18 protein-coding genes are annotated in these 17466 nt (G+C 68.1%); 3 read left to right on the forward strand and 15 right to left on the reverse strand.

The genetic code is table 11. From position 1 onward, the window contains the following. Positions 1-29: 29 nt before the first annotated feature. The 5 genes from WT53_RS13880 to WT53_RS13900 form a co-directional block, all read right to left on the reverse strand. Positions 30-395: a copper resistance protein CopC gene (locus tag WT53_RS13880; RefSeq protein ID WP_059786086.1), complete on the reverse strand. Its 366-nt coding sequence runs from the start codon at positions 393-395 to the stop codon at positions 30-32. Positions 396-694: 299 nt separating this feature from the next. After that, on the reverse strand, positions 695-1072 hold the full coding sequence (locus WT53_RS13885; protein ID WP_060260273.1) for a DUF2946 domain-containing protein: 378 nt from the start codon (positions 1070-1072) through the stop codon (positions 695-697). A gap of 92 nt (positions 1073-1164) precedes the next feature. Then, on the reverse strand, positions 1165-1659 hold the full coding sequence (locus WT53_RS13890; protein ID WP_060260395.1) for an SRPBCC family protein: 495 nt from the start codon (positions 1657-1659) through the stop codon (positions 1165-1167). 59 nt (positions 1660-1718) lie between these two features. Next, entirely contained in the window at positions 1719-2021 is a 303-nt protein-coding gene (locus WT53_RS13895) for a 2Fe-2S iron-sulfur cluster-binding protein (protein WP_059502422.1), read from the reverse strand. A gap of 82 nt (positions 2022-2103) precedes the next feature. Next, positions 2104-3999: a sigma-54-dependent Fis family transcriptional regulator gene (locus tag WT53_RS13900; protein ID WP_060260275.1), complete on the reverse strand. Its 1896-nt coding sequence runs from the start codon at positions 3997-3999 to the stop codon at positions 2104-2106. Between the two features lie 185 nt (positions 4000-4184). On the opposite strand from WT53_RS13900, the gene WT53_RS13905 reads away from it, so the two are divergent. Together WT53_RS13905 and WT53_RS13910 are read left to right on the forward strand one after the other, a co-directional pair. Further along, the gene (locus WT53_RS13905; protein WP_249189237.1) at positions 4185-4460 is read left to right on the forward strand and encodes a DUF2964 family protein; all 276 of its coding nucleotides are present in this window, start codon (positions 4185-4187) and stop codon (positions 4458-4460) included. Between the two features lie 241 nt (positions 4461-4701). Beyond that, positions 4702-4989 (forward strand): DUF1488 domain-containing protein, encoded by a 288-nt coding sequence (locus WT53_RS13910; RefSeq protein ID WP_006480750.1) that lies wholly within the window; start codon positions 4702-4704, stop codon positions 4987-4989. 246 nt (positions 4990-5235) lie between these two features. On the opposite strand, the gene WT53_RS13915 is transcribed toward WT53_RS13910, so the two are convergent. Next, positions 5236-6537, reverse strand: a complete 1302-nt coding sequence (locus WT53_RS13915; protein WP_034204332.1) for an NCS2 family permease — start codon at positions 6535-6537, stop codon at positions 5236-5238. A gap of 799 nt (positions 6538-7336) precedes the next feature. On the opposite strand from WT53_RS13915, the gene WT53_RS13920 reads away from it, so the two are divergent. Continuing rightward, entirely contained in the window at positions 7337-7615 is a 279-nt protein-coding gene (locus WT53_RS13920) for a hypothetical protein (RefSeq protein ID WP_034186190.1), read from the forward strand. A gap of 170 nt (positions 7616-7785) precedes the next feature. Here WT53_RS13920 and WT53_RS13925 read toward each other — a convergent pair whose 3' ends face one another. The 9 genes from WT53_RS13925 to WT53_RS13965 all read right to left on the reverse strand — a co-directional run bounded on the left by WT53_RS13925 (position 7786) and on the right by WT53_RS13965 (position 17396). After that, on the reverse strand, positions 7786-8160 hold the full coding sequence (locus WT53_RS13925) for a DUF2917 domain-containing protein (protein ID WP_034204333.1): 375 nt from the start codon (positions 8158-8160) through the stop codon (positions 7786-7788). 251 nt (positions 8161-8411) lie between these two features. Then, the gene (locus tag WT53_RS13930) at positions 8412-8699 is read right to left on the reverse strand and encodes a hypothetical protein (protein ID WP_059502430.1); all 288 of its coding nucleotides are present in this window, start codon (positions 8697-8699) and stop codon (positions 8412-8414) included. A gap of 102 nt (positions 8700-8801) precedes the next feature. Continuing rightward, positions 8802-9707, reverse strand: a complete 906-nt coding sequence (locus tag WT53_RS13935; protein ID WP_034204335.1) for a metal-dependent hydrolase — start codon at positions 9705-9707, stop codon at positions 8802-8804. Between the two features lie 35 nt (positions 9708-9742). Beyond that, positions 9743-11530: an SDR family oxidoreductase gene (locus WT53_RS13940; protein ID WP_060260278.1), complete on the reverse strand. Its 1788-nt coding sequence runs from the start codon at positions 11528-11530 to the stop codon at positions 9743-9745. 43 nt (positions 11531-11573) lie between these two features. After that, on the reverse strand, positions 11574-12473 hold the full coding sequence (locus WT53_RS13945; protein WP_060260281.1) for a M24 family metallopeptidase: 900 nt from the start codon (positions 12471-12473) through the stop codon (positions 11574-11576). Positions 12474-12756: 283 nt separating this feature from the next. Beyond that, a complete protein-coding gene (locus tag WT53_RS13950) occupies positions 12757-13803 on the reverse strand; it encodes a YhcG family protein (protein ID WP_060260284.1) in 1047 nt (348 codons plus the stop codon). A gap of 134 nt (positions 13804-13937) precedes the next feature. Beyond that, positions 13938-14711 (reverse strand): slipin family protein, encoded by a 774-nt coding sequence (locus WT53_RS13955; protein ID WP_060260287.1) that lies wholly within the window; start codon positions 14709-14711, stop codon positions 13938-13940. Then, positions 14708-16240, reverse strand: a complete 1533-nt coding sequence (locus WT53_RS13960; RefSeq protein ID WP_034204340.1) for a nodulation protein NfeD — start codon at positions 16238-16240, stop codon at positions 14708-14710. The genes WT53_RS13955 and WT53_RS13960 overlap by 4 nt, the downstream gene beginning before the upstream one ends. 121 nt (positions 16241-16361) lie before the next feature. Beyond that, positions 16362-17396, reverse strand: a complete 1035-nt coding sequence (locus tag WT53_RS13965; RefSeq protein WP_034204341.1) for an AraC family transcriptional regulator — start codon at positions 17394-17396, stop codon at positions 16362-16364. Positions 17397-17466: the final 70 nt, after the last annotated feature.

Consider the following 17466-nt stretch of genomic DNA (forward strand, 5'->3'; position numbering starts at 1 on the left):
GCGCGGCGCGCCGATGTGCATCGCGTGCGTTACTTCAGCGTGAATGCATAGCGGCCGTGCGTGCGATGGCCGTCGCTGGCCACCGCGATCCACGCGACCGTGTACGTGCCAGCCTTCAGATCGGCCAGTGCGACGCGCATCCGCTTCCGGTTGCCGGCGTCGACGGCCGACTTCCCGTCGACGACCGACTGCCCGTGGCTGTCGGTCACGGCGATCGAGCTGAACGCCGGCTCGAGCGCCTCGCCGAAGTCGATCGTGACTGCGTGCGGCGCGCTCGACAGCGTGGCGTCGGGGGCCGGGTCCTGCATTTTCGGGAGCGCATGCGCATGGGCGGCCTGGATGGCGACGAAGCCGAGTGCGGCGAGTGCGCCGCGAACGAAAGGGGTGGTTTTCATGGGTGGGTGAGCGAGTGACGAATCGGATGGAAAAGACGGATTCGACGGACGGCTGCGCGAGCGGCATCGATGTCGGCGACGATTGGCGCGGCCGTGCGCGGTCGGACATGCGCATGCGGGCGAATGCAGGCGCGGTCATCGCGGTCATTCGAACCGGCGGCGGCCAACCGCGCGCACGGCACGACGCCGCGCGCAGCATGGTGAGACATGATCGTCCTTCGAAACGTGACACGTCGCGCACGCGGGCGGCGTGCGCAGGCTGCGCGATGCACGACGGCATCGCGCGCGATGACGACGGATCAGGACGCGAGCGGCGGGGCGCGCGGTTGCGCGGCCGTGAGCGGCAGCGCGCGGCGCAGGCTTTCGAAGCGGGTCGCCGCGCGATGCTCGATCGCGTGCACGTGGGCCGCGAACGTCAGTTCGGGGGCGGGCAGCGCGGGAGTATGAGCAAGCAGGCTGCAGTAGCCGCATGCGTGGAGATGCGCCTGCAGGCTTTTCGTCGACGCATCGGCGGAGCGGTCGCCGGCGGCCGGCGCGGCCGAACAGTAGCCGGCCAGCAGCGCGTCGACGCGGCCCTGCGTGGTCAGCGCCTGCGAGATCGTCGGTGCGAGCGCCGTCATCAGGATGGCGAGCGTCCCGAGCAGACTGCCGATCTTCCGGAGACGACGATTCAGCATGCGATGCGCGGCGGCGGGTGGACGACGATGCCGCCGATTATGCCACGCACGTCGATGCGTCGGCCGGCCCGAACGTGCGGCGTAGCGGCGCGCTACGCGTGCAGCGCCAGATATTTCGCGATCAGCGTCATCTGCGCGGCCCAGCCCTGGTCGTTCATGGCGCGCGCCGTCGCGCGACGCGCTTCGATCAACTGGTCGAAACCCGTTTCGGTGACCGTGAGCAGCGTGCCGCCGGCCTGCGCCGTGAGCGTGAACGTGACGAGCGTCATCGGCTCGGACGCGTAATCGACGTGCGGGTCGATCGCGAACGGATGCCAGCGGAACGAGAGCAGTCGTTGCGGCTCGATGCGATCGACGACGATTTCGAACACGGTGCCCGCATAGGGCTCCTGCGCTTTCGCGACGTCCTCGTCGACGCGGGTGGGCGTGATGCGGCCGAACAGCGGCTGGCCGGCCTCGAACGGGCCGTCGAACGAGACGCCGAACCATTGCCCGAATTCGCCGGAATTGCCGACGGCTGCCCAGACGCGGTCGGGCGATGCGCCGAGTAGCGCCTGTTTCTCGATGCGATCGGTTTGCTGGATCATCGTGTTCTCCATGCAGGATCGAGCGTTGCAGGGGCGACGCGCGCGCTTGCGCGCCGCGTCTAGTCGAGCATGGCCGCGTCGGGCACGTCGAGCACGAGGTCCGACGTGGCAACGGCCACGCACGGCAGCGTATAGCCGTCCGCCTTTTCCTCGCGGCTCAGCCCCGGCCATTCGATCGTGTAGCGTACGCTGCCGCTGACGATCCGGCAAAGGCAGCTTCGGCACGTGCCGTTGCGACAGGAGCGCGGCAGCGACACGCGGGCGAACGCGGCGGCTTCGAGCACCGTCAGCGAATCGGGTGCGTCGAAGGTTGCGCCGAGCGGCTCGATGCGCACGAGGGACGGGTGTTCTGGATCGGTCATGACTGAAGCGGGCGGCGGTTCGGCGGCGACGCGCCAAGCATACCCGAACCCGCCGGCGGCCGGCGGTCGCCCGTCGTGGGCGTCAGTGCCGTCGCAGATACCGATACACGGTATTGCGGGCGAGACCGAGTTCGCGCGCGGCCGCCGATACGTTGCCGCCATGCCGCGCGAGCACCGCATCGATCATCGCGGCCTGGTGGCTTTGCAGCGTCGTGCCTTCGCGCTTGCCGGCCGGCGTGGCTGCTTCCGGCGCGGCCGCGGCGGCGTCGCAGTCGAGCCAGAAATCGTCGGGCAAATGCGCGAGCGTGATCTCGTCTTCGTCCTCGGCGAGCATGCCGGCCGTGCGCAGCACGTTGGTCATCTGCCGCAGATTGCCGGGCCAGCGGTGGCGCGCGAACGCGTCGAGCACGTCGGCCGCGAGGCGGCGCGGCATCGGCTCGCTGCGCGCGAGCCGCGCGAGGATCCGCTCGACGAGCGCCGGCAGGTCGGTGCGCGTGGCGAGCGCCGGCAGCGTGACCGCGAGCCCGTTGATCCGGTAGAACAGGTCTTCGCGGAACGTGCCGTCCGCGATCATCGCGCGCAGGTCGCGGTGCGTCGCGCAGACCACGCGCACGTCGACCGGCACCGCGCGTGCGCCGCCGAGCGGCATCACCGCGCGCTCCTGCAGCACGCGCATCAGCCGCACCTGCTGCGCGAGCGGCATGTCGCCGATTTCGTCGAGAAACAGCGTGCCGCCGTCGGCCTGCGCGATCTTGCCGGGGCTGCCGCGCTTGCGCGCGCCCGTGAACGCGCCGTCTTCATAGCCGAACAGCTCGGCCTCGATCAGCGAATCGGGCAGCGCCGCGCAGTTGACCGCGACGAACGGGCCGTCCGCGCGCGGCGACGCCTGGTGCAGCGCGCGGGCGAGCCATTCCTTGCCGGTGCCGGTCTGGCCGAGGATCAGCAGCGGCAGGTCGCGCCCGCGGATCTTCGCGACGCGCTCGAGCACGGCGGCCATGCGCGCGTCGCCGGTGTCGAGCGTCGCGAACGTGATCGCGTCGGGGTCCGGCGCCCGCACGCGCGCAGCCGGCGCGGGTGGCTTGACGGCGACGGTCGTTTTATGCGATTCGGGGAATTCGCAGCGCGCGAGCACGCGCACGCCGGTCGACAGCGTGAGGCGGAACGTGGCGCCCGGTGCGCGCGCGGCTTGCTGCGCGAGCTGGCCGAAGCGCATGCCGAACAACGCGTCGCTGGCCTGGTGCTGCAGTGCGTCGAACGACGCGCCGAGCTGGAACTGGGCGCTGCGGTTCGCGGCGATCAGCCCGCCGTCGGGGCCGAACGCGACGAGCCCCGCGAACAGCGAATCGACGCAATCCTCGTGTGCGTGAAAGCGCAGCCGCAGCGCTTCGCCGCACTGGTTCGCGAACAGGTGGTTCTCGATCAGTTGCGCGGACATCCGCACGAGCGCGAGCGTATGCGGGCTGGCGCCGCGCGGGTCGCCGCTCACGTCGAGCGTGCCGAGCGTGCGGCCGAACGGATCGGCGATCGGCGCGCACGCGCAGGTGAGGATGTGGTTCGCGCGCAGGAAATGTTCGGACCCGTGCACGACGACGGCCTGGCCCGACGCGAGCGCGGTGCCGATCGCGTTGGTGCCGCGCGCGCCTTCGGCCCACGACACGCCGTTGCACAGCGCGACGCGGTTGGCTTTCTCGATGAAGTCCGCGTCGCCGATGCTGTGCAGGATCACGCCGTCGGCGTCGGTCAGCAGCACCAGGCTTTGCGTCTCGGCGATCTGCGCGTGGAGATCCTCCATCACCGGGCGGGCATGCGAGAACAGCGTGTGGTTCGTGTCGAGCAGTTCGCGCAGCGCGACGCGCGACAGCGGCGAGAAATCGGGGCGTTCGTGCGCGCGCAGGCCGACCGCGGTCGAACGCGCATGCGCCTGCGCGAGCAGGTCGGTACGCCCCGCGGCGGCGGGCAGCACGAAGGGTTGCGGCATGGTTTGTCTCCTGTTCCCGGGGCCGTCGGGGCCGATCGGATCGGAATCGGCGGCGGAGTGCGGCTCCGCTCGCGGTGCGCCATTCGGCGCGACAGTCGTCCGTCCGGGTACGCATCATCATACAAGCGCCACGTGCGATGTGCGACCGCGAACAAAATCCCCTTGCTTTTAAGCGCCCGCCTGCAATGATGGAAATGGAGCACGCACGCGCCGTGTTCCGCACTGCAACAAGCATGCGACGCGACATGCATCCGTTCGGGAGACGCATCATGGTTCGGGCGGAACTGAGAGTCGTGCTGGCGGCCATCGCCACCTTCATCATGCTGGGCGGCATTGCCGTGGCGATCCACGGATTGCTGTTCGACCTGACCGACGCGGTGAGATACGGAGCCGCCGCGATTGCGGTGGGCGTCACGACCGCCGCGATCGCGCTCAACGTCTGGCCGACCGATCCGCACTGACGGTCGGTTTGCGAAACGGTGCCGGATGCCGCGCAGATCAGACGAAATGCGCGTCGGAACGACGCACACCGAAATTTTTGTCTCCCGCGCGAAACCGTCTAAAGTGGAATTCAACCGGCATGCATCGACCGCGCCACACCCCGCGGTCGGGGCCTCCGCCGGCGAGCCCGTGTCCATTTCGTCCGGCCGGTGGCGGACGACGGACGCGGTCATTCGTTTTCTACCGGTCGAGGCGGCTTCCATGCAGATCCATTTCACGAACGAGAAGCCTGAGTATTCGGGGCGTGACCTGATGCTGGCGTTCACGGCTCTGGTCAATGGCGAGCGCGTCCAATGTCAGATCACCGCCGAAGCGCTGGAAGACCACTTCGGCGCGGCATCGCCGCGCTTCGAGGACATGGTCGGCGCATTCGACCAGCACCGCGAGCGCATCGAGGCGGCCGCGCGGCGCCTGCTGTCGGAAACGCGCGCGCAATGCGTGACGCTGCGCAGCGGCTACGTGCGTTTCTACGAGGCCAACTGGCGCTGACGACACGACGCACGTCCGGCGGCGCGCGCCTCCGGGCGGCGCACGCGAAGACGTTGCGTTCACGTGATGCCGTTCGGCGGGGCCGGGCGGCATTTTCGTATGCGGGCCGTGCGGGATGATGGAGCGTCGATAGGAGCGTGCGCGCGGGTTCGTCAGGATCGCAGACGAATCGTGCGAAAAAACGAAAAACGCCACCCGAAGGTGGCGTTCTTTCATTTCATCGCGCAGTGCAGCGATGCGCTTCGCTTACTCGCTGCCGAGATAGAAGAAGCGGAACAGGAACACGGCCGCGATGATCCACACGATCGGCTTGACCGTGCGGCCCTGGCCCGTCAGCAGCTTGAGGCCGCCGTACGCGATGAAGCCGAACGCGACACCGTTCGCGATCGAGTACGTGAACGGCATCAGCAGCGCGGTCAGCGCAGCCGGCACGGCTTCCGTCGCGTCGTCCCACGGCACCTCGACCATCTCGCGCAGCATCAGGCACGACACGTACAGCAGCGCGGGCGCGGTCGCGTAGGCCGGCACGACGCCGGCGAGCGGCGCGATGAACAGGCACGCGAGGAACAGCACCGCGACGGTGATGGCCGTCACGCCGGTGCGGCCGCCGGCCTGCACGCCCGACGCGCTTTCGATATACGCGGTGGTCGACGATGTGCCGAGCACCGAGCCCGCGACGATCGCCGTGCTGTCGGCGAGCAGCGCCTTGTTCAGGCGGTGCATCTTGCCTTCGACGAGCAGGCCCGCGCGATTCGCGACGCCCATCAGCGTGCCCGTCGCGTCGAACAGCTCGACGAGGAAGAACACGAGGATCACGTTGATGATGCCGGTCGACAGCGCGGCGCGGATGTCGAGCTTGAACAGCGTCGCATCGATCGACGGCGGCGCGGAGAACACGCCGTGGAACTGGTTGTCGCCGAAGAAGAACGACAGGATCGTCACGCCGATGATGCCGATCAGGATCGCGCCGCGCACGCGCAGGTGGTCGAGCGTGACGATCGTGAAGAAGCCGACGATCGCGAGGATCGTCGTGGGCTTGTGCAGGTCGCCGAGCGTGACGAGCGTGGCCGGGTTGCCGACGATCACGCCCGACGTCTTCAGCGAGATGATGCCGAGGAACAGGCCGATGCCGGCGGTAATGGAAATCCGCAGCGATTTCGGAATGCCGTTGACGATCGCCTCGCGCACGCGGAACAGCGTAACGAGCAGGAACAGGCAGCCGGAAATGAACACGGCGCCGAGCGCGGCCTGCCACGTGAAGCCCATTCCCTTGACGACCGTGTACGCGAAATACGCGTTCAGGCCCATGCCGGGCGCGCAGGCGATCGGGTAGTTCGCGTACAGCCCCATGATGATCGACGCCAGCGCCGCGACGAGGCAGGTCGCGACGAACACGGATTCCTTCGGCATGCCGGCGTCGCCGAGGATCGCGGGGTTGACGAAGATGATGTAGGCCATCGTCAGGAACGTGGTGACGCCCGCGAGTATTTCGGTGCGGAAGTCGGTGCCGGCTTCAGCGAAGCCGAAATACCGCTTGATGGATTCCATGAAGGCGTTTCTCCGGTCGGGTTGTCGTGTTGATTGTTGTGCCGATTTGTTGTACAGGCAGCGCGGCCGGCTCACTGTAACCAGCCACTATTGTCCGGCTATCGGCGGATTGTAATAGCGCGGATAGCTCGGACGATATAGTTGGAGGGCACGATCGATTGCCTGCGCGCGAACGGTCGGGCAGCCCGCCCGCGCGACGAAGGCGCGCATTTTACCGGTTCGCGGGCCACGGGCCGGCAGAAATGGCTGAAACGGGGGAACGGGGGAAACGAGTGGAAGGGGCACGGGCCGGCGCACGACGCCAGCCGATGCGTGCGCAACGGCACGCCGGCAGCGCCGCACGCGGCCGGCGCGATGACATGCGACTGAAACGGGGCGCCCGCATGCTGCACGAACGCGGTGCATGCGGCGCGTGCACGCAAACGTGCGTGCGCGGCCGGTGCGTTCGCGCGGCGGCCGCGTGCGGCGGCCATTCGTCAGTCCAGGCGATTGAAGGTATCGGGCAATCGTGCGCCGAAGCCGTCCCGTCCGCAACTGTCATTTCGCGATGCGGGGGCGACTGTGGTTTCTGTGTAAAAGATTGCAAGACCCCATCGCGTAAACCGGCAAGTCTTTCTAGGATAGATACACCGCGCATGCACACGCGGCCGGTCATTGCCGACGCGGGGGAGTCGCAGTCCGTGCAGGCCAGGCGGTGAATGGCGGTCAAGGCCGTTGCGCGTTTGGGCAGGCACGGCCGGTTAGGCACGGCCGGTTGCGATTGCCCGATGCGGGTTCGTCCGTAATCACGGAGGTCAGCATGTTGAACTGGATCAGCCGCTGGGCGATGCGACACGCCCCCACGCCGGAAAAAACCGCCGCGTCGATGCTCGTGACGGCGCGCATGGAACTGTTCGCAGCCGAACAGCGCGTCATCGATGCGAAATTACAGGCGGATTACTGGCGCACACGTGTGTCATTCCTCGAAGAGGTGCAGAAGCAGGGCATCGATCCGTGGGTGACCTCGCAGGCCGCGCAACGTCCCGACGTCGATTCCACGCCCCGAAGCACGGGCCCGCGTCTCGCCGCCAGCACCTGATGCACCCGCTGCATCCCCTCGCTGCGCACGGCGCGCGATCGCGCGCGGCACGCACCGGCGTGCCGCGTCCTTCGATGCGCACCTGCGGCGCGTTGCGCCGCGGGTGCGTCCGTTTCCGGATACCGTGATTCCGCACGCCACGGTTTGCCGTTGCGCGCGCGCTCACGTCGTCAATCCCTTCTTCGCCATCGTCCGACGAGCAAACGTTGTAGTGGCGCGAGCGCGCGTCTTAGCCGCTCGCCGCGCCGCACGTAGGCCGTCGTGATCGACGCTTCGGCCGCCGCGTCATCGTCGGTGCCGAGCCAGATGCGATCGCCGCGTGCGATGCGCAGCACGTCGCCGGGGCGTACCCAGTAGTCGTCGATGCTCGGTGGGCGCGTGATCCACAGCGGCGCGCCGTGCGCACGAATTTCCGCATCGCTGGGCGCGCGCCAGGTCAGTGTCGTGCGCGGCGCGACCGCGAAGCGGATCACGACGGTCGGTAACGCGATCGTGCCGGCGTGGCGCCGATCGCGGCGTTCGAACAGCGGGCTTGCCTGGTCCATCGTCTTCTCCATTCAGTGAGCCGGACGGATGACGTGCACCAGAACAAAAAGGCCTCATCCGTTTCCGGCGAGGCCTTGTGTGACATGCGGTACTGCTCGATTGCTAACGCACAAGCGCCTCCCGTGATCCATTCTTTCGAATGTTCACCGGGCAATGATTCGCGATGGCGATGAGCTTGAACGTAGGCATGCGAACGATTCTGTTGTCGGCGCGCGGCGTTGTCAACGACTATTTTCGAGATGGGCGGCGATCACGCGTCGCGTTGCGCGAGCCCGTTCACGAGCAGTTCGGACAGCAGGCCCGTCATCCCGTTCGGGTGGTCGGCGGCGCGCGCCTTCAGCTGCTCGACGAGCTCGGCGTTGAGCTTGCACGCGAACGGCACGAGGCCCTGTTCCTGGTCGAGCTTGCGCTGTGCGCGGCGGTCCAGCTTCGCCGCTTCTTCGGCGCCCTTGCCGAAACGCGCGGAGCTCGACTGCTTCATCGCGTGCGTCAGCTTGAGCGCCTTGTTCTTTTCTAGATCGGTTTTCTTCATGGCCATCGCGGCACCTCCGGGAATTGAAGCCGCGATTGTACGCATTTCGGCGGACGCCGCCCGGCGGCGCCATCGCGCCCCCGCTTGCGACGCCGCCCGCGCATCCGCTCACGCGCCTTTCGTCGTGCCCCAGTTGCCGCCATGCGCGGCCGCCTGCGCGGCAGGGGAGCGCGCGAGGTAGGCGAGCGCCTGCTCGGTCGAGCCTTCGTGGTGCGGCGTATAGCCCGGCTTGAAATAGCGCAGCGCCGCGCCGATCACCTTCCAGAACGACGGCAGGTGCCCGCGCCGCGAACCCTGCCGCCACGCGAGCACGAAGCCCGGATAGCGGCCGGCGTCCGGATCGCGCCGGTACATGAACTTCGCGCCGGTCGTGATGTAGTAGAGCAGCAGCACGATCACGAACGCCATGTGCACGCAGCGCTCCGGATAGGTGCCGCCCATGTGCCGATAGATGTCGAACGCGACGGTGCGGTGCTCCACTTCCTCGGCGCCGTGCCAGCGCAGCAGGTCGACCATCGTCGGGTCGGCGCGGCCTTCGTCGAGGCCGTGCGCGTTGAGCACCCAGTTGCCGAGATAGCCGAAGAAATGCTCGAGCGACGCGATCACGGCCAGTTGCTGCCGCAGCCAGAAGCGCGTATGGCCGATCTTCAGCCCCAGCGGCTGCTCGCCGAGCACGCGCGTGAACAACCGGTTGAGCTTCTGCGTGAACGGCTTCGTGTCGATGCCGTGGCGCTCGTAGTAGTGCTTCAGCACGCCGCCGTGCGAGCGCGAATGCACGGCCTCCTGCCGCAGGAAGCCTTCGGCTTCGTCGCGCAGGCGTGCATCGGCGATCAGCGGCAGCGCCTTGTTGTACACGCGGCAGAACCACAGTTCGCCTTCCGGGAACAGCAGGTTCAGCGTGTTGATGATGTGCGTGCTGCCCGGATCGTTCGGCACCCAGGTGATCGGCGTATCGCTGAAGTCGAACTTCACGTGCCGGGCCTTGATCTTGTGGTAGTCGGCGGTATCGGTCATGTCGTCTCCCTGTCTCGGTGCGGCGTCGTGCGCCGTCAATGCGATGCCATGCTGACGCGGGCGATCATCCGGCCCAGCCACGGCATGAAGCGGCCGACGAAACGCATCGCGTGCGCTTCGCCGCCGACCGCCACGACGGGGCGGTTGCGCAGCACGCCGTCGACCATCGCCCGCGCGACGGTTTCGGGTTTCAGGCCGCGCATCTGGTACAGCCTGGTCGCGCGCTTGCGCAGCCGCGCTTCGTCCTGTGCGCTGGCGCCTGCGTAGTGCGTCGACGCCATGATCCCGGTCTCCGCGAAGCCGGGGCACACGGCCGTCACGCCGATGCCTTTCCCCGCGAGTTCCGCGCGCATGCATTCGCTGAGCATCAGCACCGCGGCTTTCGTCGTCGCATAGGCGGGCAGGTCGCGCGACGGGCCGAACGCGGCGGCCGACGCGGTATTGACGATGTGCCCGCCGGTGCCGCGCGCGGCCATCTGCCGAGCGAACAGCCGCGAGCCGTGGATCACGCCCCACAGGTTCACGTGCAGGATGCGCTCCCAGTCCCGCGTGCCCGTGTCGAGGATGCCGCCGGCCATGCCGATGCCCGCGTTGTTGATCACGATGTCCGCGCCGCCGAGTTCGCCGCCGACCCAGGTCGCGAGCGCTTCCATTTCGTCGGCGGACCCGACGTCGACACGTTTCGCATGCGCGTGCGCGCCGGTCAGCCCGATGAGCAGCGCGGTGCGCTCGGCGCTCGCGAGATCGATGTCGCATGCGACGACCGTCGCGCCTTCGCGCGCGAAGGCCAGCGCCGCGCAGCGGCCGATCCCGCTGCCCGCGCCGGTGACGACCGCGACCTTGCCGTCGAAGCGCCCGCTGGTTGCGCGGCGGCGCGCGTTCGCGAGCGCTGGCGGCTCGTTGCCGGACTCGACCGCGTCGATCAATTGCCCGGCGAGATCCGCGAAGCGCGCGGGATCGGCGAGCGGCAGCCAGTGGCCGGCAGCGACTTCGCGGCGGTAGTACTGCGGCACCCAGCGCGACAGGTTTTCGGACAGCGCGGGGCTCACGTATTTGTCGCCGAGCGGCACGATCGTCTGCACCGGCGCGTGCGCATGGCGCTCGCGCGGCGCGAACAGGCAGCGGATGAAGTTCGCGCGATAGAGGCGTACGCCGCGCGCGCCGTCGTCGGCCTGGGTCGGGCGCGGCGCGGCGGGCGTTTTCTCGAGCCGGCGCAGCAGGCCCGGCCACGCGCGGCCGAGCCACAGCCGCCAGCCGAGCTCGGGGATGAACGGCACGTGGAACAGATACACGTACCACGAGCGCACGAGCTGGCCGCCGAGCTTGGTCAGCGACGCGGGCGTCGGGCGCAATACGCGTTCGCGCAGCCAGTAGCCGACATGGTCGAGGCATGGCCCCGAGCACGACGTGTACGACGCGATGCGGCCGGCGAGGCGCGGATCGGTGACGAATTCCCAGCCCTGGATCGAGCCCCAGTCGTGTGCGACGAGGTGCACGGCGCGGCCCGGGCAGAGCGCATCGATCACCGCGACGAAATCGTCGGTCAGCTTCGCGAGATGGTAGTCGGCCGTGCGCTTCGGCGCGCCGGACAGGCCCGCGCCGCGTACGTCGTACGCGATCACGTAGTGCCGGCGCGCGAGTAGCGGCGCGACGTGCTGCCAGACGCTGCTGTCGTCGGGATAGCCGTGCACGAGCACGACCGGCGAGCGGGCGGGGTCGCCCCAGGTCCTGACCGCGAGCGTCAGGTCGCCGGAGGCGACCGCCGTTTCGCCGTGAACCGATTCGAACAGGGCCAGCGGCGCTTCGTCGGAAAGAGGCTGCATCGTGAGTCCGTCGTTCAGGGAGTCGGAAGGAGGGGCGGGTGGGTCAGGCGGCGGCCGGCACGTTCGCCGCGGCCTGCGCGCGCTCGGCCTGGCGGCGGCGCCAGCGGCGCACGTGCGGCAGATCGTCGTCGAGCCAGTACGCGTCGTCGTCGGTGATCACCAGCAGCTCCTCGAATTTCGCGCCGACGCCGGCGAAGCCGAGATGCGGCTCGACGGCCCACAGGCCCGGCACGGGCGCATGCTCGGAGCGGCGGTCGATCGACCACAGCGGCGACCAGCCTTGCTGCTTCGCCGCGCGGCCCTGGTCGAGCAGCAGGTTGCGCGTCGCGTTCAGTCCGAAGCGGGCGACGAAGCGCGGCTTCGACAGCTTGTGGATCTTCGCGACACGATGCGCGAGCACCTTGAACGGGTAGGCCTTGTGGCGCGGCTCGACGCCCTGGCGGCGGCACAGCGCGTCGACTTCCTGCGCGACTTCCGCCATCGACCGGCGCGCCTTCACGAGCCGCACGATCATGTCGCGATGGTCCATCAGGTCGTCCTGCAACTGCTCGAGGATCGGGTTGCGGCCGAGGCAGTGCGCGTAGCCGACATCGGCGACGATGCCGTCGAGCACCGGCGCGACGTCGAGGATCACCGGCATGTCGGTTTCGAGCTGGCGGTTGCTCGGGAAGAACGCGAGATTGAAGCCGCCCATGTGCTTGAGGCCGGAGAAGCCCTCGAACGCGGTGCGGTCGCCGAACCACGCGAACGGCTTGTGCAGCCAGTCGTGCACGCCGTTGTCCTGCAGCCATTCGGTCAGGAGGCGCGCGGCTTCCTTCTCGGTGATGCCGGGGTACAGCATCGCGCCGACGGTTTCGACGCAGCGGTACGCCAGCTGCTGGACGGCGCGGAATTGCGGCAGTTCGTCGAGATGGACTTCCGGCAGCGGGTGGTGGGCGGTCATGATGCGTCTCCATGGGTCGACCGGAGTTGGCGCATCGGCGCTTACTCGAGTCCTGTTCTTCGCGGGGTGCCGATCCGGAATGCGCGCGCCGGCATCCGCCGTCACGCGTTATTCAGTCAGCATTTAATGTGCCATTGAGCAATGTAATTATCATAGACGGTTCCGGAAAACGCGCCAGCCCCGTGGGGTGAGGATTTGTCCTAATGGAGGGGGGAAATGGAGGAGAAGCTCTAGGTATTCAGGAAGATCGGGGCATGACTCGCGGAGTGAGGATCCGTTTCCGTCACTCGTCGGGTAATTCTGGCCCCAATTCTGCTTCGATCTGATCGATCGATGGCAGACCGGATTCGAGCGATGCCGGCACATGCCGCAGGAGTTCATATTCAGCGACCCCCATCGGGTTGGTCATGCCGCGTAGCGCATACTCGGCGACGAGTCGGTTTTTCTCGCGACACAACAGCAAGCCGATCGTCGGTTGATCGTCCGGCGCTTTCAGTTCGGCGTCGACCGCAGATAAATAGAAATTGAGTTGCCCCGCGTATTCCGGGCGAAATGGCGTCGCTTTCAACTCGACCACGACGTAGCTGCGTAGTTTCAAGTGATAGAAGAGCAGATCGATGAAGAACTCGTCACCACCGACTACCAGCCGATACTGACGGCCGACAAATGCGAAACCCGCCCCGAGCTCCAGTAAAAAGCGCGTGATGTGGCGTGTGAGTGCCTGCTCGATGTCGCGTTCCTGCGCATCGTCGGTCAGCCCCAGAAAGTCGAATACGTAAGGATCCTTCAGCGCCTCGCGCGCTAGATCCGACTGAGGCGGTGGTAGCCGGACGTCGAAATTTGTTACTGCAGCTCCGGCGCGGAGATGCGCGTGCGTATCGATCTGCATTGCAAGCACGTTGCGCGACCACCCGTTTTCAAGTGACTTGCCTGCATACCAGTCGCGTGCCGCTGACTCCTTGACCTTGTCGAGAAGTGTCACGACATGGGACCAAGGCAATTGTGCAACGGCCTGTTGCACAATTGCCGGTGTCGGCCACGCCTGCGCCAATGCCCGCATATATTTGAGGTTTCGTGGAGAGAAGCCCTGCATGTCGGGGAACGCTGCTTTCAGATCCCGCGCGAGCCGGTCGATCACCTTTGCTCCCCACCCTTGGCGCTGTTGGCGCTCGAGGATGTCGTGGCCAATCTGCCAGTACAGCGAGACAAGTTCCCGATTCGCGCTGGCAACTGCTTGCTGGCGTGCGTGCGTCACCCGCTGCTTGAGCACCGCCAGCCAGTGTCGGTAGTCGTCGTCGCTCCAAGGGCCCGTTGGCAGGGAATCGATCATGCAATGATTGGCGTAGGTACGCGTTCCGGGGACATGGCCTCATTATCCCGGGCGAGCAGGGCCAAGAGCAATGCCTGCCGATCGGCAGGCTTCGATCGAGAAGCTTCCTTGTCGTCAGGACTGTTTTTTCTCTCTTACCCCTCCCGCTTCCCTCCCAACCGCTCCAGCAACGCCCCCAGCAGATCGATCGGCAGCGGGAACACGATCGTCGAATTCTTGTCCGCGGCGATCGTCGTCAACGTCTGCAGGTAGCGCAACTGCATCGCCTGCGGCTGCTGCGCGAGCCGCTGCGCGGCCTGCAGCAGCTTCTCCGACGCCTGCAATTCGCCTTCCGCGTGAATCACTTTCGCGCGCCGCTCGCGCTCGGCTTCGGCCTGCCGCGCGATCGCGCGGATCATCGTCTCGTTCAGGTCGACGTGCTTGATCTCGACCGTCGACACCTTGATCCCCCACGCGTCCGTCTGCGCGTCGAGCGTCTTCTGGATGTCGGCGTTCAGTTGCTCGCGCTCGGCCAGCAGTGCGTCGAGGTCGTGCTTGCCGAGTACCGAACGCAACGTCGTCTGCGAGAGCTGGCTCGTCGCGTCGAAGAAGTGCGCGACCTGGATCACGGCCTTCTCCGGATCGACGACACGGAAATACACGACCGCATTGACCTTCACCGACACGTTGTCGCGCGTGATCACGTCCTGCGGCGGCACGTCGAACACGACGGTGCGCAGGTCGATCCGCACGACCTGCTGGACGATCGGGATGATCAGCACGAGCCCCGGCCCCTTCACTTTCCAGAACCGGCCGAGCATGAACACGACGCCGCGCTCGTATTCGCGAAAGATGCGGATCGACGACGCGACGAGCACCACGACGAAGACGATCAGGACGCTGCTGAAGCCGAACGTGTAACCGATCATGAAGGTTCTCCCTGGGGATGGGCGGGGGCGGGCACGTCGTAGAGCGGCGCGACCGTCAGCGTCAGCCCGTGGCGGCCGGTGACGCGCACGCGGCAGCCGGCGGCCAGCGGCGTGCGGCTGGCCACGCGCCAGCGCTCGCCGTGCACGAGCGCCCAGCCGGCGGCCGACGGCGGGGCGCCGGCCGCGTCGTTCGGCTGGTCCGGATGCAGGCCGTCGTCGAGCACTTCGCCGATGCTGCCGAGCATCGCCTCGGCGCCCGTCACGACCGGGCGGCGCCGCGCGCGCAGCGCGACGCTCGACACGCCCGCGACGAGCAGCCCGCCGCCGAGCGCGAGGCTCGCGATCACGGGCCACGGAATTCCGTAGCCGGGCACGTCGGTGTCGATCAGCATCAGCGCGCCGATCGTGAACGCGACGATTCCGCCGAACCCGAGCACGCCGAAGGTCGGCAGGAATGCCTCGGCGACGAGGCAGCCGAGCCCGAGCAGCACGAGGCCGAGGCCCGCATAGCTGACCGGCAGCAACTGCATCGCGAACAGCCCGACCAGCAGGCAGATCGTGCCGGCGACGCCCGGCAGCACGAAGCCGGGGTTCGCGAATTCGAAGAAGAGGCCATAGATGCCGATGGTCAGCAGGATCAGCGCGACGTTCGGATCGGCGATGATCGCCAGGAAGCGGCTGCGCCAGTCCGGCGCGAGCATGACGAGCGGCGCGTGCGCGGTCGCGAGATGCAGCGTGCCGGCGGTGGTCGTCGCGGCGCGGCCGTCGAGCTGACGCGCGAGATCGGCCGGATCCTGCGCGATCAGGTCGACGACGTGCTGCATGCGCGCCTCGTTCGCCGACAGGCTCACGGCCTCGCGCACCGCGCGCTCGGCCCATTGCGCATTGCGCCCGCGCAACTGCGCGAGGCCGCGGATGTACGCGGACGCGTCCTGCATCGCCTTGCGGATCTCGGTCGATTGCGTGTCGGTCGGCAGCGCGGCGGCCGTGGCGGACGCGCCCGATGCGCCCGATGCACCGGGTGGCGCACCCGGCGGCGCGGCGCCGCCGATGCCGAACTGCACGGGCGACGCCGCGCCGAGATTGGTGCCGGGCGCCATCGCCGCGAAGTGGCTCGCATAGACGATGTAGGTGCCCGCGCTCGCCGCCCGCGCGCCGCCCGGCGCGACGAACGCGGCGACCGGCACCGGCGAGCCGAGGATGGCCTTGATGATCTGCCGCATCGACGTATCGAGGCCGCCGGGCGTGTCGAGCTGCAGGATCGCGAGCGGCGCGTGCTCGCGGGCCGCGCGCTCGAGCGAACGCACGATGAAATCGGCACTGGCCGGGCCGATCGCGCCATTGACGGGAATCACGACGACCGGACGCGCGGCCGGCGCGTCGGCCGATGGCGGTGCGGCGAGCGCGGCGCATACGACGAGCAGCGCCGCGAACAGCGCGGCGCGCGCGACCCGCGCGGACAGCGGGTGACGGGGGCGGCCGTCGGGCGCGGCAGAGGCCGGCGGCGGCCCATGACGGTGAAAGCGCATCGGGACGTCCGGGCGGCGCACGACCGCGTGCCGTCCGGCTTGCGGAAAGGGCGTGGGCCCGATACCTGAAGATTAGGCGGTTTCGGCGGAAAGCGCGAAGGTGCGGCCGCGCCGGCCGGATTCAGCTGGCGCCGCCGCCGCGCGCGAGCACTTCGTCGCGATAGTCGGCCGGACTGCGTCCGCTCCATTTGCGGAACGCGCGGTAGAACGCGCTCGGCTCCGCGAATCCGGTCGCGGCCGCGACGTCGGCGATCGTGCGTGCGGGGTCGGCCAGCGCCTCGAACGCGAGATCGCGCCGCAGCGTGTCCTTGATCGACTGGTACGCGTGGCCTTCCTGGTGCAGCTTGCGGCGCAGCGTGGCCTCGGCCACGTGCAGCCGCGCGGCCATCCCGCCCGCGCCCGGCCACGCGGCGGGCGGCATCCCGCGCAGCACCGCGCGCACGCGCTGCGCGAGCGCGTTCGGGTTGCGGTACTTGACGATGAAGCTGGCCGGCGCGTTGCGCAGAAACGTTTTCAGCGTCTTCGCGTTCTGCACGACCGGCAGCGTCGCGAATTCGGGATCGAAATCGACATACGAATCGGGCTCGTTGAAACGCATGTCGTCGCAGAACATCGACGGATATTCGTGATCGGCGGGCGGCGTGTCGCAACGGAAGCTCGCATGCAGCAGCGGAATGCGCCGGCCGATCAGCCAGCAGGTGAGGCCGTAGACGATGATGAAATAGGTCGCGTACGTGAACATCGCGGGCGTCGCGCCGTTGTTGCGGTGCACGAAACGCAGCCGCACGCGTTGCGGGTTTGCGTCGAGCTCCGCGTGCAAGTCGTCGAGCACGCAGTGCATGAAGTTCACCGCGCGCGCCATCGCGTGCAGCCCGTCGCGCGCGGACAGCGCGGCCTGGCTCATCGCGATGAAGCTGCCGCTGCGCATCGGGTGACGATCCTGCCCGAAAAACTCGTCGTCGAGCGTGCGCGCGATCGCGTTCCACAACGCGCCATATTGCTGCGCGGACACGCGTGCGCGCGGCTGCTCGAGCAGCGCAGGCGCGATGCCGGCCTGCGCGAGCAGCGGCTCGGCCGCGACGCCGCGCCGCGTGGCCAGCGCGACGCTGTACGCGACGAGGCCGATCGCGACGGTTCCCTTGTCTTCCTGCTTCATCGGTGTCGCCGGTATGGCAAAAACGCTCAGTGTAAATGAGCGACGCGAGCATCGAACAGTCGCGCGTGCT

It is taken from the genome of Burkholderia sp. MSMB2157WGS, from assembly GCF_001532755.1.
Classification (GTDB): Bacteria; Pseudomonadota; Gammaproteobacteria; order Burkholderiales; family Burkholderiaceae; genus Burkholderia.